The sequence below is a fragment of the Sorangiineae bacterium MSr11367 genome, from assembly GCA_037157805.1.
In the GTDB taxonomy this organism is placed as follows: Bacteria; Myxococcota_A; Polyangia; order Polyangiales; family Polyangiaceae; genus Pendulispora; species Pendulispora rubella.
Window position 1 is genome coordinate 11,171,470 of the sequence record CP089983.1, and the last position, 25,791, is coordinate 11,197,260.

A 25,791-nucleotide genomic window follows, 5' to 3' on the forward strand; every position below is an offset into this window, starting at 1 on the left:
GCGACATTGTTCGCGCTGTCCGCACAATCTGTTCGCACAATCTGAGGGCCACGACATGCTGCCACGGTGTGTTGCGGTGGCACGGCGAATGCTCGATTGCCGCTTAGGAGGATACCGATGAATCAATCCATCGATCACGTTCCCGTCGGGAAGATGCCCGAGCTCGGGGTGGTGCCGAAGCGAATGCACGCGTGGGTCATCCGGCGTGATCGGCATGGTCTCCCGGCCACGGCGTTCCGTCGGGAGCTCGTGAACGTCCCTGAGCCCGGCCCCGGCGAGGTGCTGGTGAAGGTGATGGCCGCGGGGGTGAATTACAATGGCATTTGGGCAGCGTCCGGCAAACCGATCAGTGTGCTCGATGTGCACAAGGAGGACTTTCACATCGCCGGCAGCGACGCTTCCGGCATCGTTTGGAAAACGGGCCCCGGCGTAGCGCGGTGGAAAGTCGGCGACGAGGTCGTCCTCCATTGCAACGTGACGTGCGGCGAATGCGGAGCCTGCAACGGGCTCGACCCCATGGCCTGCGAGCATCAGAAGATTTGGGGCTACGAGACGCCCTACGGGAGCTTTGCGCAGTTCACCCTCGTTCAGAGTCAGCAGGTCCTGCCAAAGCCAAAAGAACTCACCTGGGAGGTGGCGGCAAGCTACGGGCTCGTTTGCTTTACGGCGTACCGCATGCTCGTGCACCGGGCGAAGGTGCGGCCCGGCGAGGACGTGCTCGTATGGGGCGCATCGGGCGGACTTGGTATTTTCGCGCTGCAGATCGTCAAACTCCTCGGGGCGAATGCCATTGCCGTCGTCTCCAGCAAGAAAAAGGGCGAGCTGGCCATGAAAATGGGCGCCGTCGGCGTCATCGATCGCACCGACTTTCCGGGCTTGGCGTACCACCCGAACGAGACGTCCGAGCAGGCCAAAACCCGCGCCGAGATGACCAAGCGATTCGGGCGAGCGATTTGGGACGTGCTCGGTCGCAAGAAGTCACCGGACGTGATCTTCGAGCATGTGGGCCAGGAGACGTTCCCCACCAGCGTGTTTCTCGCGGGCCGCATGGGGCGCATCGTCATTTGTGGGGCGACGACGGGCTATCAGCTTTCGTTCGACGTCCGCCATCTCTGGATGCGCCAAAAGATGATCGTCGGTTCGCACTTCGCCAACGCCGGCGAGTGCGAGCAGGCCAACATGCTCGTTCATCGCGGCAAACTGCGGCCGCTTCTGACCGAGTTGTTCGAGTACGACGCCATCCCCGAGGCGCATCAGCGCATGATGGAAAACCGCCACGCGGGCACACTGGCATGCCTCGTCGGCGCGGCACGCGCCGGGCTGCGTACCTTGGAAGACGTTCGCACGATCGCCACCCCTCCCCAGCGGGAGATCAGGGACGACGCAAGGCGAACACCATCTCCGTGATGGACGACAGCGTGGCGAGGTTCTCGACGCGGATGGCGTCGAGGGGGACGATGAGGCCGAAATTTCGCTGGATGAAGCTCGTCATGCGGGCCACCTCGAGCGAGTTGAGCACGCCAAGCTCGAGAAGCCGCGTGCTGGCGTCGAGATCGGCCGCATCGCCCTCGAGGATCTCTTCCGTGATGTAACGCCGCAGAGTTTCGAAGATCTGTTCCTTGGTCATCCGCTTGTCCGTTCGGTTCGAGGGTGGGAGCTCGCGAGGGCGTGCCGATCGACCTTGCCGTTCCGCGTGCGTGGAAGTTGCTCCACCCACCGCACCGCGTCCACGATCATGTAACGCGGCACCTTGGTTTGGCAGTGCTCCTTCGTCTGCAAGAGCGACAGGGGTCTATGGCCGGGAACGCACGCGAGGAACGCCACGAGCCTCATCTCGAGACCTGCTCCCACCGCGAGCACGCAAGCCTCCCGCACCGAGGCATGCGCGAGAAGTGCCGCCTCGATTTCCCCGAGCTCCACGCGATGCCCGCGGATCTTGACCATGTGATCGCGCCGGCCGACGAACTCGAAGACCCCGCCGTCGAGAACCCGCACCACGTCGCCCGTGCAGTAGGCGCCCTGCTGGGCGGGCTGCCCCCAGTAGCCGGACATCACGGTGGGGCCATCGACCCAAAGTTCCCCCTCCCCGCCCACGCCCACGATCTCGCCGTTCTCGGCTCGCGCGTAGGCACGGTCTCCACAACACGCCCGGCCGATGGGAAGCGGCGTCACGCGATCGGGCTCGATCCACGACGCTTCGAAGGCGGTGCAAACGTTGGTCTCGGTGGGCCCGTAGAGGTTGAGCATCCTGCACTGCGGGAGCCCCTGACGAAGCTGCCGGAGTTGTTTGATCGGGAATACCTCCCCCGCGAACAAGATGGCGCGCAGCGAACGAAGCGGCGTCTCGAGCAAACCGCCCTGCTCGATCATCATCACCAGCGCCGAGGGCACCGAATACCAAATGCTGATCTCGTTGCGCGCGATGAACTCGACCAGCGCGGAGCCGACGAGACTCGAGCCCTCGGGTACGATGGCCACCGAGGCCCCGGAATGAAACGCCGCATACACGTCGAATACCGACAGGTCGAAATGAAGCGGCGCGTGGTTGGCGAGTCGATCCTCGGGACGCACCCCGAGCTCCCCAATGCCCCAATCGACGAACGCGAGGGCCGCCCGATGGCTGACGCACACGCCCTTCGGGACGCCCGTCGTGCCCGACGTGTAAAGGATGTACGCAAGGCTCTCGGCGTCGATGGGCGGCGGCGGAATGGTTGCCACGGCATCGAGGAAGAGCGTGTCGCCACCGAGCGCGTCGATGTGAAGCTCCGGCGGACCGCCCCTGTCCAGAGCGTACGGACCATGCGTAATCACCGTCTTCATGGCGCAATCGTCGACGATGGTGCGGACACGTGCGGTGGGGCTCTGCGGGTCGAGCGGGACGTATGCCGCGCCGATGCGCAGCACCGCCTGCATTGCGGCGAGGGCGTAGGCGCTCTTTGGCATCCACACGCCGACCCGATCGCCGACGTCGACACCGCGCTCGAGAAGCGCCCACGCGATGCGGTTCGCCGCACGATCGAGCTCGGCGTAGGTAATCGTGCGCCCCATTTCGATCACCGCCGGGCGATCGGGAAAACGACGGGCACTGGAGAGGACGCCCTCTTGGAGGAAGCGAGTGTCGAACATGGCTACAACCCCAGCTCGGAAGCGATGATGTCGCGCTGCATCTCGGACGTGCCCGAAGCAATCGTGGCCGCCATGGCATCGCGCAGTGCCCTCTCGATGCCGCCCGGCTGCAGGTATCCCTTGCTGCCGAAGAGTTGGATCACGTCCATGCTCGACGCAACGGCGGCCTCGCTCACCGCGACCTTGGCCATGGCGGCGTCGAGCGCGGTCGCCGTGCGCCGGTCGACCATCCAGCACGCCCGTTGCCACGAAAGGCGCGATGACTCGAGACGCAGCTTCATGTCGGCGATGCGGTGTGCGACCGATTGCTTCTTGGAGAGCCGCTGCCCGAATTGGCGCCGCGTCCTCACGTGCTCGATCGCCTGTGCGAGCCGCCGCTGCATGTCGCCCGTCCAGATCGCGAAAAGCCCCGCGCGCTCCCACAGCATCGAGCGCCCGAAGATGACGCCCCCCTGTCCCTCGTCACCGATGCGATGGCCCGCCGGCACACGGCAATTGCGCAGGTCGATGCCCGATGCAGGGATCGACGAGAGCCCCATTTTCGCGAGCCCCGGGCCGATGAACAATCCTGGAGTGTCCCGCTCGACGGCAAAGGCGGAGATGCCGAGAAAGCCTCGCGACGGGTCGGTCTTCGCGAAAACCACGAAGACGTCGGCAATGGGCGCGTTGGTGACGAAAGACTTGGCCCCGTCGAGCACGTAGAAGTCGCCGTCGCGCCGCGCCGACGACGTCATCGCGAACACATCCGAGCCGGCGCCTTCCTCGGTGATGGCGTTGGCGCCGATCCATTCCCCCGAACCGAGACGAGGCAGGACACGCTGCCGCAGCTTCTCACTGCCAAACTCGGCGATCGGCGTGCTGCACGCGAACAGGTGCGCCGCAATCGCGAAGCCCAGCCCGACGTCGCCGCACCCCAAGGTGAGCGCCTCCAGCGCGCAAGCCGTGTCGAGCAGCCCATGCCCGCCGCCGCCGTCGGCGCTCGGAATGCAAAGACCTAGCAGGCCGTGCTCACCGCAAAGGCGCATCTCGTCCCGCGTGAAATGCGCGTCGTAACCGCGCTCGACGCACACGGGCTCGACCCTTTCTCGTGCGACCTGGAGAACCCTATCGCGGAGCGCCCGTTGCTGCGCCGACCATTCGAAGTCCACGTGCCCTCACTTCGGCCGGGGCTCGGGGCCGAGCTCCAGCTCCATGGCGCGCAGCACCTGGCTCCGCACCTCGTTGATGAAAAAGTGCCCGCCCGGAAACATCTTCAGCGCGAAACTCGAGCGCGTTTCCCTCCGCCAGGCCTCGAGCTCGACACGCCTCACCGCGCGGTCTTCGGTCCCACCGAAGACGCAGAGCGGCACCGGCAGAGGGTCCGCACGACGGTAGGTATAGCCTTCGATGATGCTCAGATCCGCACGGAGCGTCGGGATCAGGAGCTCGAGAAGCGCCGGCTCGTCGAGGATCGCTCGAGGAATGGCACCGTAGCGGCGCACGACCTCGTCGACGAACGCCCTTCCCTCGAGTCCACCCATGGGCGGGTACGGATTGGTCGAGGACGGCGACTCGCGCCCCGAGACGAAGAGGGCGCGCGGCAGACGCAACCCGCATCGGTGGAGCTCCCGCGTGAGCTCGAAGGCCACGAGCGCGCCGAAGCTGTGACCGAAGAGCGCGAACTCTTCCCGGCTGTAGGGCGCAAGGGCGTCGACCAGCTGCCTCGTCAAACGCGAAAGGTCGCCGACCGGCGGCTCGCGCAGGCGATTCTCCCGCCCCGGAAGCTGGACGGCACACACCTCGATGTCGGCATCCATCTCATCGGGCCACAGATGAAAGACGAGGCTTCCGGCACCGGCATAGGGAAAGCAAAAGAGCCGCAACCGCGGCGACGCGATGGGCTTTCGCCGGATGATCCACGGGTTCGGGCGGTCGTCCATACACCCCGCATTCGAGCAGTAACCGTACCAGCCGCGCGATCGCCCCGCGGTGATCGCCCCCTTCACGATTGTGCGCACAATCTGTTCGCCGGCTACGCAATCTGTAAGGCACGGCGCTCCCACGCACGGGTGCGTCGCCATGCGGCGGATGTATAAATGTCACTTATTGTGTCCATAACCATCTAAATCGCATTTTCGCATCTCGCCAAAGGCGATCTCCGCCGCGACGGAAAATTGAGATTGAGCGAACCCGCGATACCGAATCTGTCGACGCGAGGAGTGCATCGTCGTGACACGTTCGGGTTTCGGTTGCCCGCGGCCAAGGACGCCCCCATGTTCCCTCGGCCGCGCGTCGCAAACGTTTGCGTTCGGCCGAAAGGTCGACACGAGCCATGGCTGACCCACCTGCCGACCATGACCGAACTTATGTTCACCCAGACAATGGTGGGGCTATGCAACCGATCGGTATTCGCATTTGCCGATTTCGAAAAATGCGAGCCGCGAAAATGATTTTATGCGCCATCGGGTGAGGCGCGGCGTCTCCGCAATAGAGGACACCTCATGTTCGAATCACATCACCAAGGTGGAAGCGTCGCGCGCGAGCCTCGGTGCATGGTGCATCGTACGCGGCGCCGCGTTTGTGCCGACCCGTTGGTCGACGTACGCGCAACGGCGACTCGCCGACTCACACTTCACCAAATCGTAAATTGGATATTCCGGCCGCATTCCGTCACTCATTGCGGACGCGAGTACAATCGGGCATTCACCCGGCGATTTAATCCATTGCAAATCGCGATCGTTCCGTTCAACAGTACGATGTGGCGGTCTCCGTCGACGCGATGAACATCGCCGCATGAACGGCGTTTCTTTCCGCGGATCGAGCAGTTTCACCAAGGAATGATCCACCGCATCATTGCCGCCTTTCAACTTGTTGCTATACCTGGGAGGGTTGCGCAGTCGCCAATTGTGCAGACCTGTTACTTCACAATCAGGCACGCCGTCGTGGGGGTGCCATGCCGGAGCACTCCGGGACACTATCCGTTATAGCGGACGTCGACGCTAGCGGTCGCCAGGGGTGCCTCATTCTCCTCGTACGAACGTTCTCCGCGGGAAGGGACTCGTTCATCACGTATGGGCGAGCCGCAATTCGTTCTGCCGAATCCATCCTATCTTTTCATCTCAGCAGGAGTCACTGAATGCTCACTTCACGCGCGAACGTCAACGCACGAATTACCGAATCGAGAAGCGAGCCGGCCACGATATCTCGCGTAGAACTGTTCGGAGAGCGGTCCCTAGATACCTTCCCCGCCCCACTCGAAAACATCGGATCTGAAATGGCCTTTGCCGGAGATCGGGTGGTCGTCCTCGAACCGTCGATGGTCAACATCCACCAACTCGCACGGCGCGTGGCCGCCAGTGACATTAGCGTGCTTCTCCTTGGAGAGACCGGCTGTGGCAAGGAAATCTTGGCCGAGACGGTACATCGCCACTCGCGGCGCAAAGACAGGCCCATGCTCCGCCTCAATTGCGCGGCACTTTCCGAGAGCCTCCTCGAGAGCGAACTGTTCGGCCACGAGAAGGGGGCCTTCTCCGGCGCGACGCAGACCAAGTCCGGGCTCCTCGAGATCGTGAATGGGGGCACGGTGTTCCTCGACGAGGTCGGGGAGATGCCGCTTTCCTTGCAGGCCAAACTGCTGCGCGTGATCGAGGACCGCAAGGTGACACGCGTGGGCGGACTGAGACCGCGCGACATCAACGTACGCTTCGTGACCGCGACCAATCGGAACCTCTCCGCCGAAGTCGCGCTCGGCACATTCCGGGCAGATCTCTATTACCGCTTCAATGGTGTCGCCCTCCACATTCCGCCGCTCCGCGAGCGGCCCTCGGAGATCGAGCCTCTGGCCACGATGTTCTTGGAACGCGCCGCCAAGGAAGCGGGACGCCGGCCCCCGCGTCTGTCGCCGGAGGTGCGCGTTCTGCTGCGCCGGCACACGTGGCCGGGCAATGTCCGCGAACTGCGGAATATCGCGGAGCGCGCCCTCGCGGTGTGCGCCGACTCCGATACGATCACGATGGACCATCTCCCCGTGGAGGAGATGGCCAGGGCAGCCACCGCGCTGCGCGATCACGCACAGGCGCCGGCTATTTCGCCGCACGCGCCCATGAGCCCCACGCGCGGGCGCAGCGAACGCCAGCGCATTGCCGACGCGCTGCAACAGTGCGCAGGGAACCAATCCTCGGCGGCGAAGATGCTGGGGATCTCGCGGACGACGCTCGTCTCGCGGCTCATCGAATACAACCTTCCCAGGCCCCGCGCGCGGCGGCGGCGTGACTGAATGAAGCACGGAGGGCGACCATGTCCCATGCATACGGAACCCACGGACCCGCGAATCCGCGGCTGGGGAACCTCGCGCGCCGCGTGGCCCTCGGCGTGTACCGCTTTCTAGCCGCCAAGAAAGGCTTTCATCAGGAGGACAGCGCTCATGGGCGGGAGCGCGCCGAATCGGTTCGGAGAAAACTGGAGCGGGGTGAAACGGTGTACCTGCTCGGCATTGGCGCTGGCGGGCACGATTCGGGCATCGCGCTGGTGCGGGCCTCCAAAGAGCAAGGCATCGAGCTTCTGCTGAACAACGAAGAGGAGCGCTTCTCCGGGCAGAAAAGCTGCACCGAATTTCCCGAGCAGAGCATCGCGCAATTGCGCGTGCAAATGGAGCGGCTCGGCATCGGCCCCACCGACGTCGACGCGGGCCTTGCGTCGTGGGACTACGTGACCTTGGCAGCCACCGGCGTCAAAGCGTTCGCCGACGAGCTGCCAGGCAGTTTTCGCACGGCCTACGACCCGGCCGCCCAGGATCCGACGATGACGCCAGACATGGTCCACGCCGTGATGTTCGAGGCGCCGAGGCGCCTGGGCAAGAGCCTGGGGCTCGCGGGGGACCTTCCCATCATCGGCATGCGGCACCACGACAACCACGCCGCCTTCGCCTACGCGACGTCACCGTTCGCCCAACACGACGAGCCGGTCATGGTGGCGGTCATCGATGGCTCCGGCGACGACGGCGCGCTTTCCCTCTACGTCGCACGCCAGGGCCGCATGGAGCTGCACGGAAAGAACAGCGACCCGGCCGATTCGCTCGGCACGCTTTACTCGCTCATCAGCAGCACCCAAGGCGGCTGGAAGATCCTCCAGTCCGAAGGGCGCTACATGGGCGCCGCAGCCTGGGGCAATGGCAACCGACTGACCAATCCGTATTACGCGCAGCTGCGGCAGCTCCTCTACTTTGGACCGCGTGGAGAGATCCTGCTCAATCGGAGCCTGGCCAACTGGCACCGCAAGGGGTTTCTCGAACCGTATTCGCAAGAGCTGATCGACCTTCTCGGACCGCCCATCCCACCCGACAAGTGGTGGAATCCCGACGCCGTCCTGAACGTGGACGACATCGAACACTCCGAAATCACCCAGGACCGCGTGGACAAGGCCGCGGCTCTGCAGCTCGTCTTCGAGGACGGCCTGTTTCACATGATTGGCCATTTCATCCGCGAAACGGGAAGCTCGCGCCTCGTCCTGGCCGGGGGTTGTGCGCTGAACTGCGTGGCGAACATGCGCCTCTTGGATCACTTCGACGAGGCATTTTTCGCGCGCTACCTGGACCAAGAGAAGACGCGCCTTCATCTGTGGGTCCCGCCCACCCCAGGCGATTCGGGTGTGACCATGGGCGCGGCGTTCAACTTTGCGCTGGCGCAGGGAGCGCCCATCGGCAAGCCGCTCGCACATGCCTTCTACTGCGGCGCCGCACCGAGCAGCGACGACGTTCGCGCGGCCGCGGCGAGCGTACCGGACATCGGGCTCTTGCCGTTGGGCGATACCTCGGATCGCACCACGTGCAACCTGCTGGCCGATCTTCTCGCGTACATCGTCGCGCGCGGCGGCGTCATGGGTCTCTTCCAGGGCCCGGCCGAAACGGGCCCGCGGGCGCTCGGGCATCGGTCCATTCTCGCGACGCCGTGCAACCCGAAGACGCTGGAGGTGTTGAACGCGATGGTGAAGTACCGCGAGAAGATCCGCCCCCTCGCGCCGATGGCCACGCTGAAGGGTGCCCAACGGTGGTTCGAGCTCTCGGACGGCGCGTCCGATGCTTCGTACAACGCGTATCGCTACATGATCCTCACCGCACGCGCGCGCCCGGAGGCGTACCCGGTCATTCCCGCGGTCATCCACAAAGATGGCACCGCGCGCGTGCAGATCGTCGACGAAGAGCAAGATCCGTTCACGTTCGCCTACCTCGAGTCCATGGGCCGGCGCGCGGGGGTGGAGGTGTCGGTGAACACCTCGCTCAACGTCGCAAGCCCGATCGTGCAGACGCCCGTTCAAGCCCTCGAGGCGCTCCGGCGCTCCAAAGCCATGGACGGCATCGTCATGCTGGGGGCCGACGGCCAAGCGTTCCTCGTCTGGCATGCGGTGAAGGTGCAACCCAAAGATGGAGGCCAGAGGCTCCTCGACTGGGTCGCGAGTTGGCAAGCCGAAGTGGGAACGCGCGCGGGCATCCATCTGCCCGGGGCGCAAATGCTGCAGGAGCACCACGCACCATGAACGAATCATCGCTGGTCGGACGGCACGTCCTGATCACGGGCGCGAACACGGGCATCGGACGGGCCACCACCGAGGAGCTCGCCCGTCGGGGCGCGCGCCTCTACCTCGCCTGTCGCTCGAAGGACAAGACGCAGTCCGTCATCGACACCATTCGCCGCAACACCCCCGAAGCGCAACTCCGCTTTTTGCCGCTCGATCTCGGCGATCTCGATTCGGTCCGGCGATGCGCCTCCGAGTTTCTCGCGTTGGACGCACCGCTGCACGTGCTGGTGAACAACGCCGGGCTCGCAGGGCAGCGCGGCACGACCAAACAGGGATTCGAGCTCGCCTTCGGCACGAACTACCTGGGCCACTTTCTACTTACGCAATTGCTTTTGCCTCGGCTTCGCGCGAGCGCGCCGGCGCGCATCGTCCACGTTGCGAGCGACTCGCATTTCGAGTGCAAGGCGCTCGACTGGGACGCTCTGCGCCGGCCCACTCGGACCTTCATGGCCATGAAGGAGTACGAGGTCAGCAAGCTATGCAACATCCTCTTCGGCGCCGAATCGGCGCGCCGCTGGAGGGAGCTCGGCGTGCACAGCTACAGCGTGGACCCAGGTACCGTGGCCTCGGACATCTGGCGCAAGATCCCTTGGCCGGTGCGGTACCTGATGACGCGCAAGATGATCAGCCCCCGCGACGGCGCCTTCTCCTCGCTTCACTGCGCCACCTCGAAGGACGTGGCCGAGCACAATGGCCGCTACTACGCATTGAGCGGGCGCGACCGCGCCCCGAGTGTGCTAGCGCAAGACGCCACCCTCGCCCGTATCCTCTGGGAGAAGAGCGAGGAATGGGTGGGCGGCACGCGTTAGCCGGCGTACGCTTCCGCGGGCTCGTTCCTTCTCGTGGAAGGCCGCCGCCCGCGGAGAAAATCGAAGCGCTTGGCCGCGGAAATCAGAACGTTGGCGGCGAACTCGAATTGCTCGTCCGTGTGCTCGCTCGTGACGAAGAGACGCAAACACGATGCGTCTTTGGGGACCGCCGGATAGGACACGGCGCCGACCTCGAGCCCGTGACGGCGCAGCCAGTCCCCCAAGTGCGATATCTTCTCGTGCGATCCGATATACACGGGAATGACCCACGATTCGGCGTCGCCGATGACCAGATGATCGCATAAGAGCGCACGCAGCGTTTTGGCGTTGCGCATCAAGCGCTTCCGGCGCGCCTCTCCCTCGGGCCCCCCGGCCAACGCGGGAACCTTCGCCAGACCGCCGACCACCCCCGGATTGAGCGCGCACGAGAACATGCGGCAGCGGGCAAACCAATTAATGTAGTTGGCAAGGTCGGTCCTCGCATAGACGGCCCCGCCGATGCCGCCGAACGATTTGCTCATGGTCATCACCAGCAGGTCCACGCGATCGAGCACCCCTTGGGCGGCAGCCACGCCGCGACCGCCGGGACCGGTGAGCAACATGGAGTGGGCCTCGTCGACGAGCAAGTACGCACCGCATCGCTTGGTCACCTCGGAGATCTCGTCCACGCGACCGAAGGCGCCGCTCACCGAGTGCACGCCATCCATCGCCACGATCACGCGATGGCGGTGGGCATCGATCCCCGCGAGCACGCGCTCGAGATCACGCGCATCGTTGTGCGCGAAAAACCGGACCTTCGCACCGGAGAGTTTGCCGCCCTCGAGAACCGACATGTGCACCTTGCGGTCGCACACTAGGTACTGATTCTCGTTGAGCAACGCCGAAATCGCCCCCGTGTTGGCGCCGTACCCCGAGGGAAACAGGCTCACGCCGTAACCGGGTTGCCCCAGGAATTCGACGATGCCGCGCTCGAGCTCACCATGAACGCCCAGGGTGCCCCCCAGCACCGGCGATGACAACGCGCCGAGCCCATAGCGATCGAGCGCGTCCTTGGCGCCCTGGATCACCACCGGGTGCGTCGCGAAACCGAGATAGTTGTAGCTCGTGAAGCTCACACACCGCGTCACGCTGCCATCGGATTGAGGAACGTCGACACTGGGTCCGGGAGCGGAGAGATGCGGGCGATCGAACATGGCCTCGAGACCTTCCTTTTGCATGGCCTCCCGCCAGCGTTGGAGCTCCTCCGCCTCGGCGAATTCGCGCACACCGCGGGTCATGAATTGCTCGAAGGTCAATTCACTCCAATGCGCGGACGCAGGGGTATCCTTGGCCGTGGCCTCGGGTGCGGCGCTGGGCAGCATGGCGACGAGCTGCGCCTTGTGCTCGGCAATGGCCGCCTTCAGCGCCTCCGTGAGGGCTCCATGCGGGGCGCGCATGCGCCACTGCGAGCCGTCGAGGGCCAACGTAATGCCTCGCCGTGAAAGTTCCTCGAGCAATTCGTCGATGGTCATAAAGCGATCTCCTCCAGGTCGTGGGCATTCGTGCCCTCGGGCTGCAGCAACGTCGACAGGCGCAATCGTCGATAGGTTTCCGTGCTCAACTCCGTGACGGAGGTCTGCGTCATCAGGCGCTCCGGCGGCAACGTCACGCCCAGCTCTTTGGTGATGCGTCGCTGCAGATCGGCGGCCATGAGCGAGTCCAAGCCCAGGCCCGAAAGCGAGAAGGATTCGTCGAAGGTCTGATCGGCCTCGAGGCCGAGTACCATCTCGAGCTGCGCGGCGAACGCCCGATGGACCAAGCTGCGCGCCTTTTCGGGCGCGAGCTCTCGGATGCGCCCGGCGAGCGCCGAGGCGCCCGGTAAGGTTTCCTCGGTAGGGCCATCTTCGACCGCAGACGCGGCCGGCCAGTACGTGCGGCGCTGAAAGGGGTACGTCGGAAGCACGAGGCGCTGGCGCGCCCAGGGGCCGTCGACGTTGTGCCATTGGACGGGCAAACCCGCCACGAACACGGCCGCCAAGGCGTGCAAGACGCCGTACGGTTCATCGTCGCCGACGGGAGAACTCGACCACACGTGCACGCCCTCGGTGAGCTCGCGCACGCGTATCCACCATGCACCGTCGCTGCCCCCAAGCGACAGAAACGCCTGATACCCCGCATCCCGCAAGGTGCCGATACCGCTCGCCAGCCCCCCCGCGGTGGGGATCACGCGCAGGGCCGGCGTCGACCGAGGTACATCCGGGCGTCCATCGCGCGTCCACGCGATGGCCAGACGCATGCCGTCCTCGAGCAAAAGGCTCCCCGCCGTGCAGGCAGCGGCGAGCTCTCCCGCACCTTCGCCGAACACGGCCTCGGGCTCGATGCCCCACGATCGCCAAAGACGAACCAATGCCATCTGCGCCGCGAACAGCGCGGCGAATTCCAGGGGGGTTCCCTGCGCCTCGTCGAGCCAGAGTTCCGACCCTCGCGAGGCCTCGGGCAGCAGCGCGCGGCACGTGTCGAGCACCTCGCGCACCACCGGCTGATGGCGCACCGACGCGACCATCGCACCGCTGGGACATGCCGGCGGAAAGAGGAAGGCGAGCAGCGGCGCCCGTGCGCCGGTCACGACGCCCACGGCCGCGTCCCCTCGGGCGATGGACGCGAGTCGACCTCGCCACTCGGACGAATCGCGCCCCACCAGCGCCACGCGGTGGCTCATGGCACTGCGACCGACATTGGCGCTGTACGCGATGTCCGCCGGCGAGGCCGGCGTTCGCGCGAGGTGCTCGGCAAAGCGCCCCGCGTAATCACGCAACGCCGCCTCCGTCGCGGCGCTCAAGGTGAGAACGCGCGCGGGGCGATCGTCGGCGAGCGGTGCCCGCCGGACCGAGGCGAGATCGGGCGCGCCCTCCACCACCACGTGCGCATTCGTCCCGCTGTAGCCAAAGGCGCTCACGCCCGCCATGCGACGCCCCGTGGCGGGCCAGGGTACGGCTTGCGTGGCTATGCGCACGGGCAAGGTGTCCCAGGCAATGTTGGGATTCGGCTCGTCGAAATGGAGATGCTGCGGAATCCACTCGTTCTGCAGCGATAGGACGACCTTGAGCAGGGCCGCGATGCCCGCCGCCGATTCGAGGTGTCCAATGTTCGTCTTGACGGAGCCCACCCAGAGCGGGGCCGCACGCGGCCCCGCAAAGGCGCGCCCCAGGGCCTGCATCTCGATGGAATCGCCCAGCGCCGTGCCCGTGCCTTGCGCTTCGACGTAGCTGACCTGATCGGCTCGAACGCCGGCCACCGCGAGGGCGTCCTCCACGAGCCGCTCCAGCGCACGACCATTGGGCACCGTGAGGCCGCTGCCGCTGCCATTGTGATTCACCGCCGAACCACGGACGAGGGCCAGCACCGCGTCGCCATCCGCAATCGCGTCGGACAAGCGCTTGAGCACGACCACGCCGGCCCCCTCGCCACGCCCGAATCCATCGGCCGCCGCTGCGAACGATTTGCAGCGGCCGTCGGCCGACAGCATGCCCTTGTGCGATTGCACGATCATCGTCTCGGGCGCGAGATTCAGGTTCACGCCGCCGGCAAGCGCCAGATCGCAGCCTCGCTCGCGCAGGCTCTGGCAAGCTTGGTGCACCGTCACCAGCGACGAGGAGCATGCCGTGTCGATCGCGACCGTCGGTCCTTGGAGCCCGAGAGCGTACGCAATGCGCCCGGCTGCGATGCACAGTCGATTGACGGCCATGCTCGCGTCGGTTCCGCTCGCCGAGCCGGCCTCGCGCGCCGCGAAGTCGAGGTGCATGAGGCCCATGAACACGCCGGTCTTGCTGCCGCGCAGCCGAGCGGGCGCCTGGCACGCGCGCTCGAGCGCGTCGTGGCACACCTCGAGGAGCATCCGTTGTTGCGGATCCATCGAGCGTGCTTCTTTCGGCGAGATGCCGAAGAAGAGCGGGTCGAAGTCCGCCACGTTGCGCACGAAGTGCCCATCGCGCACGTGCATCTTGCCCGGTGTTCCGGGCTGGGGATCGTACAGAGCGTCCGCGTCCCAGCGATCGGCGGGTACGCGCTCGAGCGTCTCCTTCCCCTGGCGTAGCAATTCCCAGAAGGCCTCCGGGCTGTCGGCCCCGCCCGGAAATCGGCAGCTCGTGCCGATGATGGCGATGGGCTCCGCCTGAATCACGCGCTGCTTCTCGCGCAACTGCGTGGCGGCGAAGGCGAGCTTGACGGCGGGCAGCTCGGACAACCGTCGTGTCATTTCGTCCATGGAGTCTTCCTCTAAAAGTGCAGTTCCGCGTCGTCGCGCTGGAGCAGACCGTCGAGCAGCGCCGACACGTCGGCGTCGATGACCGGTGCGGGGTCGCTCTCCGTGGGAGCTTCCTCGGCTTGCAGCACCTCACCGGCCACGAAGCTGGTGAGGGCCTCCAAGTTGGGATGATCGAACGCCACCGTTCCCGGGAAGACACGCTGGAAGGCTTGCTGCAGGCGATTGCGGAGATCCACCGCCATGAGGGAGTCCATGCCGAGCTCCGAGAAGCCGCGTGTCGACGACGGCAAATGGTCCGCTTTGATGCCGAGGACCCTCATGACCAGCACCTCGATATGCCGATCGAGCAGCGCACGCCGCTCACGCGCGGGGGTCTCGAGCAGCTGCTGGACGAAAGGCGGGCCGCCCGCCTCCTGCTCCTCCGCGCCAGCCGCGAGCTCCGAGAACATGGCCCTCGCCGCGAGTTGCGGTCCGAGCTTTGCCCAGTCGAGTGGCATGACGGCGGCCTGCACGGGAGCGCTGCGCAGCAGCATCTCGAGGATCTGTAGTCCTTGCTCGGGTTCGATCTCGTCGATGCCGCGGGCCGCCATGTCCTCGCCGGTCGTGCGTTCGGCCGCGAGCCCCACCCAGCGCCAGGCTCCCCAGTCGATACTGAGGGCCGGAAGCCCCTGAGCGCGCCGCAAGTGCGCGAGCTCGTCGAGGAAAACGTTGGCTGCGACGTAATTCGATTGCCCGGGCCGTCCCATCACCGCAGCCGCCGAGGAGTAGAGGATGAAGTGCTCCAGCGGCAGGTCGCACGTGTGCCGGTGAAGGTGCATGGCCCCGTCGACTTTCGGCCCCATGACCTTGGCGAAGCGCTCGGGGGTCTGCTGCACGATGACGCCATCGTCGAGCACCCCCGCGGCGTGGATGACGCCGCGCAGAGGCGGCAGATCGGCGGCGATTTGGCCGAGCATGCGAACCACGTGCGACTCGTTGCCGATGTCGCCTTCGAGGACGACGACCCTGGCGCCCGTGGCCTCGAGCTCGGTGCGCACGTCCGGCGACAGCGACGACGGACCACGGCGGCTCACCAGTGCGAGGCACCCCGCCCCACGCTCACCCAGGAAGCGCGCCGTCAGGACGCCGAGTGCCCCGGTGCCGCCGGTGATCAGGTAGGTGCCGTCGTCACGGAACCGCACGGGGTCGCCCGGGGCGCCCAGCGCCGGCGCCCGCTGAAGCCGCGGCACGCAGCGGTCGGACTTGCGAAGGGCGACGCAATCTTCGCCGTCGTCGGCGAGCAATTCCGCCAGCAGCCGCGCCGCGAGATGCTCCGTCCCCGGCGTCGTCATGTCAATGTACTTGACCTTTAGCTCTGGATGCTCGAGCAGAATGACCTTGCTGAGCCCCCACGAGGTCGCGCCGATCAGCCGATCGATGTCCCGCGCCCCGGCCGATGCCAGTGCATCCTGCGTCACCACCCAGAGCCGGGGCGCTTGATGGGCATCGCGCCCCACCAGTGCCTGCGTGAGATGCAGCAACTCCGTGGCCTGGCCGTCACCGAGGTACACCACGCCATCGATCGCGCCCCCGTCGCGCTCCAGCGCATGCAGTGCCGCGCGGAAATCGCGCCCCGGCTCGACCAGGTGAGCCTTCGCGCCCTGGGCGACCAGCTCCGCGCACAGCTCGGAGCCAAGACCGCCGGCGCCGGCGAAGACCCCGACGACGCGGTTTCGAAAGCGATCGTGCTCCAGCGCCGCAGGCCGTGACGGGCGCCATTCGATGTCGTACAGCCACTTGCGCAGGGCGCGCTGCTTGGAGCGAAGGATCCGCTCCCGGCTCACCGGCTTGAAGCGGAACGCCGTCAGCTCGGCGATGGCCTCCCCCTCCGGCGTGAACAACGTAAGCTCCGCCGACAGTTCGCCGCCCGCCTCGCCCGACGTGCGCGTGCGAACCCAGAACTCGAGCCCGGGGGCGCGGAAGAATCGCAGGCGCCCAACGCCCACGGGCAGGTAGGCGTCTTCGCTCGGAGCCTTGCCCTCGAAGCCGGCACCGATCGATTGAAAGCAGGCATCGAGCAGCGCGGGGTGCAGGCGCAGCGACTCGGCTTCCTTCTCGAGGCTGGGATCGCAGACGATCCACGCGAGCGTTTCGCCATTCCCCGCGCGCACCTCCTGGATGCCACGAAATGCCACACCGTAGGTGATGCCCGTGCGCTGGAGATCCTCGTAAAAGGACGCGACGTCGCCGGCGCGCGTGCACCGAGCCTCGAACACGGCCCGATCGATCTTCGCCGGAGCCGCGGACTCCAAAGCTTGCACGCGCCCGCTCGCGTGGCAGATCCACGAGGGCTGCTCCAGGGAGGTCTCGGGGTCGAGGCTGGTGATCTCGAAGGTGTACGAGCGACCTTCGCCCGGGGTAAAGACGGTGGCCACCTGCGTGGGCGACATCGTGAGCTCGAGCGGCTGATGGAACGTGACGTCCGAGATCTCCACGTCCTGCGTCCCGACCGCTCGCTGCCCACCGGCCAGCGCCATCTCGAGGTAGCACGCGCCCGGAAGGACGACGGCGCCGTAGACGAGATGGTGGGCGACGAACGCCGGCCGGCTCATGTCGAGCCCATTTTGAAACTGCACCTGCTTGGCCGGCGAGGCCACGCGCGTGCCCAACAGGGCATGCTCCGCCTTGCTCTCGCCCCAATGCTCGAGCGTGCGTATCCAGTATTTGTCGCGCTGAAAGGGATAATTGGGAAGCACGCGCCGCCGCGGACGCGGGCCATGGTGCAGCGACGTCCACGCCACCTCGATGCCGAGGCCATGCACCTCGCCGAGGGCGTCGAGCATTTGAAGGATCTCGCCACGCCCCTTGCGCAAGCTCGGCACCCAGCGCGCGCGGCTCCGAGGCAGCGTGCTCTGGCCGAGCCCGAGAAGCGCGGGCCGTGGACCGAGCTCCAGGTATACGGAGGCGCCGAGTTGCTCGAGCGTGCGCATCCCCGCTTCGAACCGGACCTCGTTGCGCACGTGGTCGACCCAGTACTTGGCCGTGACCACGTCGGGTCCGGCGACCTCGCCCGTGAGGTTCGAGACGAGGAGCAGACGCGGCGTCGCGTAGCGGATGGTGCCCGCAATCCGCGCAAATTCGTCGAGCATGGGCTCCATCAGGACCGAGTGGAATGCATGGCTCACGCGGAGCCGGTGCACGCGCACCTTCGTCGACCGGAACCGCTCCACGACCCGGCCTAGGGCCTCCTCCGGCCCGGAGATGACCACGTTGGCGGGCCCATTGGTCGCCGCAATCGCCACACGGCCTCCCTCCGTTGCGATCGCGCGTTCGACCTGGGCGCGCTCGGCATGCACGGTCCACATCTGCCCCGTGCGCGGCAAGCCGGCCATCAGCCGCGCTCGTGCCGCAATCAAGGTGAGCACGCTCTCGAGATCCATCACCCCCGCCAGGTGCGCGGCCGCGAGCTCTCCCACGCTATGGCCCATGAGCATGTCCGGCTCGACACCGCGTTCTCGCCAAAGGGCCGCCAGGGCAATCTCCAGGACCACCAGCGCCGGCTGCGTGTAGCGCGTATCGTGAAGGGGCGCGGCCTCGTCTTCCGCGTCCCCGGACGACTCGCCGAACAGCACCTCGGTCAGTGGCCTCTCGAGCTGCGGCTCGAGGATGCGGACACAACGATCCAGCGTCTCCCGGAAAACCGGCTCGCGTTCGTAGAGCTCGCGCCCCATGTTCACGTATTGAGAGCCCTGGCCGGAGCAGAGGAAGGCGATCTTGGGGCGCTCGGAGGCCACGCTGCGCTGCTTGTTCGCGAGCTCCTCCGCGCTCGCGAGGACGTCGAGCTGTGCGCGCAGATCGTCCATGGAGGCCACCGTCATCGCCACGCGATGCTGTAGGTGCGAGCGGCCTATCTGCGTCGTGTACGCGAGATCGCGCAATTCGACGTCGTGCTGGGGTCCGCCCGGCCGCAGCGCCGTGCGGTAACGCTCGACGAGCGCCGCGAGTGCAGGCAGCGTCTTGGCACTCAACGGCACCACCTGCATCTCGGCCGGGGCCTCCAGCACGCGCGCCTCGTGGTCGTCCGAGGGCGCGGTGAGCACGACGTGGGCATTGATGCCGCTCAGGCCAAAGGCGGAGATGCCCGCGAAGCGTCCCCCCAGCTTGTCGCTCCACGGCGTCTCTTCGGTGACGACGCGCAACGAGCCGCGCCGCCAGTCCACGTGCGTGCTCGGTGTCCGCATGCCGATGTGGCGCGGAATGCGGCGATGCCGAAGCGCCTCGACCACCTTGATGATGCTGGCCACGCCCGCTGCGCCTTCGAGATGACCAATGTTCGATTTCACCGAACCGACCAACAAGGGCGTCTTCGGATCGCGATCCGGTCCGAAGACGGCGTGCAACGCATCGAGCTCGATCGGATCTCCCAGCGACGTTCCCGTTCCATGCGCTTCCACGTAATCGATCTGGGACGGCGCAACGCCCGCCGCATCGAGCGCGCGCTTGATCACCTCCTGCTGCGCCGCACCGTTGGGCACCGATATGCCTCCGGCGGAGCCATCGTGATTCACCGCCGATCCGGCCACGATCGCGAGCACGGGATTGCCGTCGCGACGAGCGTCGGCAAGGCGCTTGAGCACGACCACACCGATGCCTTCGCCGCGACCATATCCATCAGCAGCGTCGTCGAACGACTTGCAGCGCCCGTCGGGCGCAATCGCCCCCAACTTGGAGAGCACGATGAAGGGCTCCGGCGACAGCATCAACGCGACACCGCCGGCCAGTGCCAGATCGCACTCACGATTGCGCAGGGCGGCCGCAGCTTGATGCAGGCACACCAGACTCGAGGAGCACGCGCTCGCCACGACCAGGCTCGGTCCGCGCAGCCCGAGATGGTACGAGATGCGGCCCGCCGGAAAGCTGAACTCCATGCCCGTACCGCTGTAGGGCAAGTCCTCGGGGTGCAGGCTCTCGAGTGGAATGCGACCGTAATCCACCGAGAGCACCCCGATGTACACCCCCGTCGAGCTGCCCGAGAGCCCCTCGACCGAGATCCCCGCATTCTCGATCGCCTCCCAGGCGACCTCGAGGAGCATGCGCTGCTGCGGGTCGATGCACCCGGCCTCGCGGGGCGACACGCCGAAGAGGTCCGCGTCGAACGCCGAGACGTCCTCCTCGAGGAAGCTGCCGACCTTCGTGTACATCGACCAACGCCGGCGGCGCTCCGGATCGTAGAGTGCCTCCACGTCCCAGCGTGCGGGCGGCACCTCGCAGATCGTGTCCCTCCCCGCCTCGAGGAGCTCCCAGAACGCGCGCGGTGTATCGCATCCTCCCGGAAAGCGGCACGCCGTCGACACGATGGCCACGGGCTCCGGCGTGGCTTTTTGCAGCGTCTCCAGCTTGCCTCGCAATTCGTGAATGACTTGGGCTGCACGTCGCAGCGCCTCCACATTGTCCATCTCGCTCATCGGCTAGGGCTCCCGTTTTGCAGCGAGGTCCACGCGTCGTGGATCAAGCGTTGCAGCTCGCGTTCGGTCATGGCTCGAACCTCGTCCGAGATCGCAGACGACGATTCGTGAGTCTTCGACGCCCCGAGCTCCTGCACCGCGGGCTTCTGCGACACTTCGAGCTCCGTCAGGTAGTCGGCAAGGGCTTGTACCGTCGGATTGAAGAAGAGCAACGTCGCCGGCAAGGGCCGGTCGAAGGCGCGGGAGAGGCGGTTGCGCAACTCCACCGCCATCAAGGAGTCCATGCCGCGCTCCATCAGGTTGACGCGAAAAATCCCGGCCAGGTCGTCCGCGTCGAGCTTGAGCACGGTGCCGACCTCGCGCGACACGTGCTCGCGCACGATGCTCTGCACGGCACTCGCCGGGGCCTCGTCGAGCCGCTGGCGCAAGTCGCTCGCGGCATTCCAATCCGGTACCCCCGCGGCGGAGAAGGCCGAAAATACGGCTTGGCGGCTGCACTCACGGTGTTCGCGCAACCAGGTAGGCCATTGCATCGGTGCGATGCACGCTTGGGCCCGACCGCTGCCAACGACGGCGTCGAGCGCGGCGAATCCCGACGGGGCGTCGATCGGCTCGTAGCCGCGGCCGGGCGCGGAGGTCGATGCACGCGCAGCCATGCCAAACTTGCCCCATGATCCCCAGGCCACCGTGGTGACCGGCAGGCCGCCTTCCCGTCGATGGTGGGCAAAGGCATCGAGGAAGGCGTTGGCCGCGCAGTAGCCGGTCTGGCCTACGTTGCCCAACGTGCCCGCTATGGATCCGAAGACGATGAAGAAGTCGAGCGGGAGCTTTTCACTCGCACCGTGGAGATTCCACACGCCGGACACCTTCGGAGCGAGCACGCGGTCCATCTCCGACCAACTTTGGCGGGGCAATAGCGCATCGGACAGCGCGCCCGCGGCATGCACGATGCCGCGCAGATCGGGCACGGCCGCGACGAGCTCGCGCACCCGCGCGGCGTCGGTGACATCGGCCATCACGACCTCGACCTGCACGGTGCCGTTGCCCATGGCCGCGATGTCCGCGAGGACGGTGTCGCTCGGCTTGCGCCGGGCGAGGAGGTAAATCCTGGAGGCGCCCCGGGCGATGAGCCAGCGCGTCGTTTCCAGACCGAGTGCGCCGCAACCACCGGTGACCAGGTAGCTCGCATCCTCGCGCACGGGGACGTTGGGAACGTCGGGTTCGAGGTCCAGCCGCGTCAACCGCGGTACGTAAAATCGGTCCTCGCGCATCGCCACGCGGTCGTCGTTCGAGAAGCGTTGCATCCAGTCGACGAGGGGCGCGGCGGATGTGGGCGTCTGCCCGAGGTCGACGAGGCCAATTTCCGCGTCGGAGAGCTCGTGCCGCAGCGCTTGGGCGAACCCCCAGAGCAACGCCTGCGCCGGCAACGGCGGCACGTCGCCGTGCCGCACGGCCTGGCAACGCTGCGTGACGAACACCAGGCGCGAGGACGTGACCGCACGCTCGGCCAGGGCTTGCGCGAGCAACAGGGCCCCTTGCAGAGCATGCTTCGAGGCCACGCGCGGGTCGGCGTCGTCGGTGCCTTCGAGCGACCAGAGGTAGGCAATGCCAAGTCGCTCCCCCCGACGCACGCGCAAGGTCTCGAGCAGTCGCTGAAAATGGTCCGGCCGCCGCGGCGACATGACGAAGCCCCCGCGTTCGCCCGTCGCGAACTCCAGGCCGCGCGACACCGTGGTGACGGGCACACCGCGCGCGAGCAACTCGTCCGCGATTCCTTGGCCGACCCCCTGCTCGTCGGCGAAGACCACCCAGCGCTCGACGGCGGGCAGCGGATCCGCCGTCATGTCGCCGAGCGCCATCGATTGCCAGCGCGTCTCGAAGAGCCAATCAGCCCATGGGGCCTTCAGCTTCGGCATCAGCGGGCGCGCGAACAGACCTTCGACGGTGGCCACGAGCTGGCCTCGTTCGTCCCACATCCACGCGTCGGCCAGCGATGTGTCCGGACGGAGCTTCAGTTGGACGCGTCGCACCTCGGAGCCGGAGGCCCAGCACCGAAAGCGCTCGAGGTTGACAGGCACGAATGTCCGCTCGTCGTCGTGCTGGCTGCCTACGATGGCAAAGAGCTGCAGGCAGGCATCGAGGATCGCCGGGTGAAACACGTACGACGAAGCCTCGACCCGGATCTCCTCGGGCATGCGCACGTCGGCCCAAGCTTCACCGTCCCGCCGTGCCGCACGCATCAATCCGCGAAAGGCGGGGCCATACTCGATGCCGCGCGCACGGCAATCCTGGAAATGTTGGCCGAGGTCGATGTCCTCCGCGTCCTCCGGTGTGCCCGAATCGGTGAGCGCGTCGGGCCGTGGCTGCGTGGGGGCGAGTCGGCCGCGCGCGTGAAGGGCCCATTGCTCGTCCGCATGGGAGAGGATCTCGAACGCGTACGCAGATCCATCGTTCTTCACGACGACTTGCAGCACCCTCGGGGCGTCATCCAGCACGAGCGGCCGAAGGAGCTCGAGCGACTCGAGCGTGCGCGGCACACCGGGAAGTTCCTCGGCCATCGCGAGTGCCATCTCGATGTAACCCGTCGCGGGCATCAGTGGCCGTTCGCCAATGCGATGCTGCGCGAGGAATGCCGGAGCGGTCGCAGACACCTCCAGCTCGAGCACGAGGGTATCGGCCGAGAAGGCCGCCGAGCGAACGCGCTTGCCGGACAGCGCCAAACGACGCCGATGACCGCGGTCGGACTCGCCGAACCAGCGATTTTCCTTCATGAGCCAATACGACTTGCGATCGAATGGGTACGTCGGGCAGTCACGCTTGTTTCTCCGATCGGTCTCCGATCCGGCGAAGGAATCGATTCCGCCCGCTTCGTAGACGGCACCGAGCGCCGACCACACGCGGGCAAGATCGTCCTGCGGGGGCTGCAGGCTGGGGATGCACACCAAGGCTTCGGCGTTCTCGCGGCGGCGAACGAGGCCCAGCAGGGTCGGCTTGGGGCCGATTTCCACGAACACGCGCTGGCCATGGGCCTCGAGCGCGTCGAGTCCATCGGCAAAGCGCACCGTGCTGCGCAGGTGCCGGACCCAGTACTCGGAATCGACGACCTCGTCGCGAACGATGGCGCCCGTAAGGTTGCTGACCAGCGGCACGCGGGCGGGATGGCGCACGATGCCTTCGACCACCTTCCGAAACGGCTCCAGAATGGCGTCCATTTGCGGCGAATGAAACGCGTGCGACACCCGGAGCCGCTGCGCGCGAACCCCGCGCGTGCGAAGTTTCGCCAGTACGGCGGAGAGCGCGTCTTCGTAACCGGAGAGAACGATCTGCGTCGGGCCATTGATGGACGCGATGGCGAGGCGCGGTTCGTAGCCTTCGAGCTCTTGCCGGACGGAGGACTCATCGAGCTCGATGGCCGCCATGGCGCCGTCGGCGCCCAGCGACTGCATCAGCCGACCGCGCTCGCAAACGAGTTGCAACGCGTCCTCGAGGCTGAACACGCCGGCCAGGTGCGCGGCCACGTACTCGCCCAGACTGTAGCCGAGAAGCGCGGAAGGAACGACGCCGCGCGCCCGCCACCAGCGGCTCAGAGCATATTCCAGTGCAAACAACGCCGGCTGCGCGCGGCCCGTCGGAAGGAGCGCGGCATCGCGGGCTCCTTCGCCGAACACCAGCTCGGTCAATCCGAAGCCGGCGCGCTCGAGAACGATGGCGTTGCAGCGTTCCCACGCGTCGCGAAACGCCGGATCGCCAAGCCAAAGGTCGCGCCCCATGCCCGCGTACTGCGCGCCCTGTCCGGTGAAAAGGAAGGCCACCGGCCGCGTGCCACGCTCCACGGGCGCACGCGAACGGGGCGAAGCTCCCTGCGTAGCCAGGAATTCGTCCAACCGGTGCACGAGCTCCGCGGCGTCGCGTCCCGTGATGGCCAGCCGGTGCGCGTGGTGCGTACGGGCGAACGTGGCCGTGAAGCACACGTCCTCGACGCGCACGGCTTGCTCACCCGCGCGGGTGACCAGTTTGCGATAGCGGCGCGCGAGCTCCGCGAGACCGGCAGCCGATCCTGCCGACAACGGCAAAAAGAGCGGCCCGGCCGAAGCGGCGGGCAACTCCGAGGCGGGCGCTTGGGCGAGGATGGCGTGGGCGTTGGTCCCCGAAAAGCCGAACGAGCTCACCGCCGCGTAGCGCTTCGCGTAGCCATCCGGCCAGGCAGCACGCTCGGTCGCGACGCGCAGCGCCCACGTGCTCCAATCGATGTGCGGATTGGGCGTCTCCATGTGGAGATGCCGCGGGATGGCCGCACGCTGCACGCACAGTGCGGCTTTGATCAATCCGACGATCCCCGCAGCACCTTCGAGGTGTCCGATGTTCGTCTTGACCGAACCAACCCACAACGGCGACTCGGCGGCACGCCCTGCGCAATAGCTCTCGCCGAGCGCTTCGATCTCGATGGGATCGCCGAGCGGCGTACCGGTTCCGTGCGCCTCGACGTACCCCACCTCGTGCGGTCGCACACCGGCGCGCTGCAACGCTTTGGCGATGACACGCTGCTGCGCCGGACCATTGGGCACGGTCAAGCCACCACTGCGCCCATCTTGATTGACGGCCGTTCCCTGGATGACGGCCACGATGGGATCGCGATCGCGCAGAGCAAGGGACAGACGCTTGAGAACGACGACGCCGCAACCTTCGCCACGAACGATACCGTTGGCCGCGGCATCGAAGGTCCGGCATACCCCATCGGGGCTGAGCATGCGCGCGCGGCACTCGATGAGCGTCCCCACGGGGGAGAGCACCAGGTTGACACCAGCCGCAATGGCCAGTTCGGCATCCCCGGACAAGAGCCCCTGACAGGCCAGGTGAACGGCCACGAGCGATGCCGAACAGGCCGTGTCCACGGTCATGGCCGGCCCCTCGAAGCCGAAGGTGTACGCAAGCCGGCCCGCGGCGGCGGCCATGCTGTTGCCGGCGCCGGTGTGGGCATCGATCGCATGGGGCGCACGCGTGGCAAGCTGCGCGTAGTCATTGGCGGACAGCCCCACGTAGACACCGGCCGTGGAGCCCCGGAGGGCACGCGGTACGAGTCCAGCACGCTCCAGTGCTTCCCACGTGACCTCGAGCAACAGGCGATGCTGCGGATCCATCGCCTCGGCCTCGCGCGGCGAGATTCCGAAGAGCGCGGGGTCGAATCGATCGATGTCGCGAACGAACGCGCCGCACCGCGCGTACATCGTCCCAGGCCGATCTGGATCGGCGTCGAAATACGCATCGATGTCGAAGCGCTCCTTGGGAACGTTCTCGACCGGATGAAAGCCGGCCATGAGGGCGTCCCAGAAGCCCTCGGGCGAGTCGACGCCGCCCGGCAACCGGCAGCCGATGCCCAGAATGGCGATGGGCTCGTGCCTCTCGCGCTTTTCCTGCTCGTACGCCTTGAGCTTTCGATCCGCGTCCTGAAGTTTGCGGAGCGCCCGCTCCATCACGTCGCGATGCCCTTTGGCATCGTTTTCGAGGCCAGCCATGTCGGCTAGCCAGAGCAACAAGCGCACCACGCGCGGAGGCCGGCCTGCACGGGCGCCGTATCGCTGCATGCGCCCCGGCGTCGAGCAGATTGTACGCACAATCT

12 protein-coding genes are annotated in these 25,791 nt (G+C 66.6%); 4 read left to right on the forward strand and 8 right to left on the reverse strand.

The window, feature by feature from the left end:
• Nucleotides 1–117: 117 nt before the first annotated feature.
• Nucleotides 118–1,407 (forward strand): crotonyl-CoA carboxylase/reductase, encoded by a 1,290-nt coding sequence (gene ccrA, locus LVJ94_43375; GenBank protein ID WXB03735.1) that lies wholly within the window; start codon nucleotides 118–120, stop codon nucleotides 1,405–1,407.
• Here ccrA and LVJ94_43380 read toward each other — a convergent pair.
• From LVJ94_43380 to LVJ94_43395, 4 genes are read right to left on the reverse strand one after another with little or no spacing between them, the layout of a single operon-like run.
• On the reverse strand, nucleotides 1,373–1,627 hold the full coding sequence (locus LVJ94_43380; protein ID WXB03736.1) for an acyl carrier protein: 255 nt from the start codon (nucleotides 1,625–1,627) through the stop codon (nucleotides 1,373–1,375). The genes ccrA and LVJ94_43380 overlap by 35 nt on opposite strands.
• Nucleotides 1,624–3,126 carry an amino acid adenylation domain-containing protein gene (locus LVJ94_43385; protein ID WXB03737.1) on the reverse strand — a complete coding sequence of 501 codons (1,503 nt, stop codon included), beginning with the start codon at nucleotides 3,124–3,126 and terminating at the stop codon, nucleotides 1,624–1,626. Before LVJ94_43385 ends, LVJ94_43380 begins: the two co-directional genes overlap by 4 nt.
• Before the next feature lie 2 nt (nucleotides 3,127–3,128).
• The gene (locus tag LVJ94_43390) at nucleotides 3,129–4,274 is read right to left on the reverse strand and encodes an acyl-CoA dehydrogenase family protein (GenBank protein ID WXB03738.1); all 1,146 of its coding nucleotides are present in this window, start codon (nucleotides 4,272–4,274) and stop codon (nucleotides 3,129–3,131) included.
• A 6-nt stretch (nucleotides 4,275–4,280) separates the two neighbouring features.
• Nucleotides 4,281–5,111, reverse strand: coding sequence for an alpha/beta fold hydrolase (locus tag LVJ94_43395; protein WXB03739.1), 831 nt, complete (start codon nucleotides 5,109–5,111; stop codon nucleotides 4,281–4,283).
• A gap of 1,268 nt (nucleotides 5,112–6,379) precedes the next feature.
• On the opposite strand from LVJ94_43395, the gene LVJ94_43400 reads away from it, so the two are divergent.
• From LVJ94_43400 to LVJ94_43410, 3 genes are read left to right on the forward strand one after another with little or no spacing between them, the layout of a single operon-like run.
• Nucleotides 6,380–7,381, forward strand: a complete 1,002-nt coding sequence (locus LVJ94_43400) for a sigma-54 dependent transcriptional regulator (protein WXB03740.1) — start codon at nucleotides 6,380–6,382, stop codon at nucleotides 7,379–7,381.
• Nucleotides 7,382–7,401: 20 nt separating this feature from the next.
• Complete coding sequence (locus tag LVJ94_43405) at nucleotides 7,402–9,636, forward strand: hypothetical protein (GenBank protein ID WXB03741.1); 2,235 nt, start codon at nucleotides 7,402–7,404, stop codon at nucleotides 9,634–9,636.
• Nucleotides 9,633–10,487: an SDR family NAD(P)-dependent oxidoreductase gene (locus LVJ94_43410; protein ID WXB03742.1), complete on the forward strand. Its 855-nt coding sequence runs from the start codon at nucleotides 9,633–9,635 to the stop codon at nucleotides 10,485–10,487. Before LVJ94_43405 ends, LVJ94_43410 begins: the two co-directional genes overlap by 4 nt.
• Here the strand turns inward: LVJ94_43410 and LVJ94_43415 are convergent.
• The 4 genes from LVJ94_43415 to LVJ94_43430 are packed head-to-tail and all read right to left on the reverse strand — an operon-like array spanning nucleotide 10,484 to nucleotide 25,756.
• Nucleotides 10,484–11,998: an aminotransferase class I/II-fold pyridoxal phosphate-dependent enzyme gene (locus tag LVJ94_43415; protein ID WXB03743.1), complete on the reverse strand. Its 1,515-nt coding sequence runs from the start codon at nucleotides 11,996–11,998 to the stop codon at nucleotides 10,484–10,486. The two genes, LVJ94_43410 and LVJ94_43415, sit on opposite strands and share 4 nt — an antisense overlap.
• Nucleotides 11,995–14,730 carry a phosphopantetheine-binding protein gene (locus LVJ94_43420; GenBank protein WXB03744.1) on the reverse strand — a complete coding sequence of 912 codons (2,736 nt, stop codon included), beginning with the start codon at nucleotides 14,728–14,730 and terminating at the stop codon, nucleotides 11,995–11,997. Before LVJ94_43420 ends, LVJ94_43415 begins: the two co-directional genes overlap by 4 nt.
• 11 nt (nucleotides 14,731–14,741) lie before the next feature.
• Complete coding sequence (locus LVJ94_43425) at nucleotides 14,742–20,174, reverse strand: type I polyketide synthase (protein ID WXB03745.1); 5,433 nt, start codon at nucleotides 20,172–20,174, stop codon at nucleotides 14,742–14,744.
• Nucleotides 20,171–25,756: a type I polyketide synthase gene (locus tag LVJ94_43430; protein WXB03746.1), complete on the reverse strand. Its 5,586-nt coding sequence runs from the start codon at nucleotides 25,754–25,756 to the stop codon at nucleotides 20,171–20,173. Before LVJ94_43430 ends, LVJ94_43425 begins: the two co-directional genes overlap by 4 nt.
• Nucleotides 25,757–25,791 lie beyond the last annotated feature (35 nt).

Coding starts and splice junctions, on each gene's coding strand:
- LVJ94_43405 (WXB03741.1), top strand. CDS start 7,402: ATGTCCCATGCATACGGAACCCACGGACCCGCGAATCCGCGGCTGGGG.
- LVJ94_43425 (WXB03745.1), bottom strand. CDS start 20,174: ATGAGCGAGATGGACAATGTGGAGGCGCTGCGACGTGCAGCCCAAGTC.
- ccrA (WXB03735.1), top strand. CDS start 118: ATGAATCAATCCATCGATCACGTTCCCGTCGGGAAGATGCCCGAGCTC.
- LVJ94_43380 (WXB03736.1), bottom strand. CDS start 1,627: ATGACCAAGGAACAGATCTTCGAAACTCTGCGGCGTTACATCACGGAA.
- LVJ94_43410 (WXB03742.1), top strand. CDS start 9,633: ATGAACGAATCATCGCTGGTCGGACGGCACGTCCTGATCACGGGCGCG.
- LVJ94_43400 (WXB03740.1), top strand. CDS start 6,380: ATGGCCTTTGCCGGAGATCGGGTGGTCGTCCTCGAACCGTCGATGGTC.
- LVJ94_43420 (WXB03744.1), bottom strand. CDS start 14,730: ATGGACGAAATGACACGACGGTTGTCCGAGCTGCCCGCCGTCAAGCTC.
- LVJ94_43415 (WXB03743.1), bottom strand. CDS start 11,998: ATGACCATCGACGAATTGCTCGAGGAACTTTCACGGCGAGGCATTACG.
- LVJ94_43430 (WXB03746.1), bottom strand. CDS start 25,756: ATGCAGCGATACGGCGCCCGTGCAGGCCGGCCTCCGCGCGTGGTGCGC.
- LVJ94_43385 (WXB03737.1), bottom strand. CDS start 3,126: ATGTTCGACACTCGCTTCCTCCAAGAGGGCGTCCTCTCCAGTGCCCGT.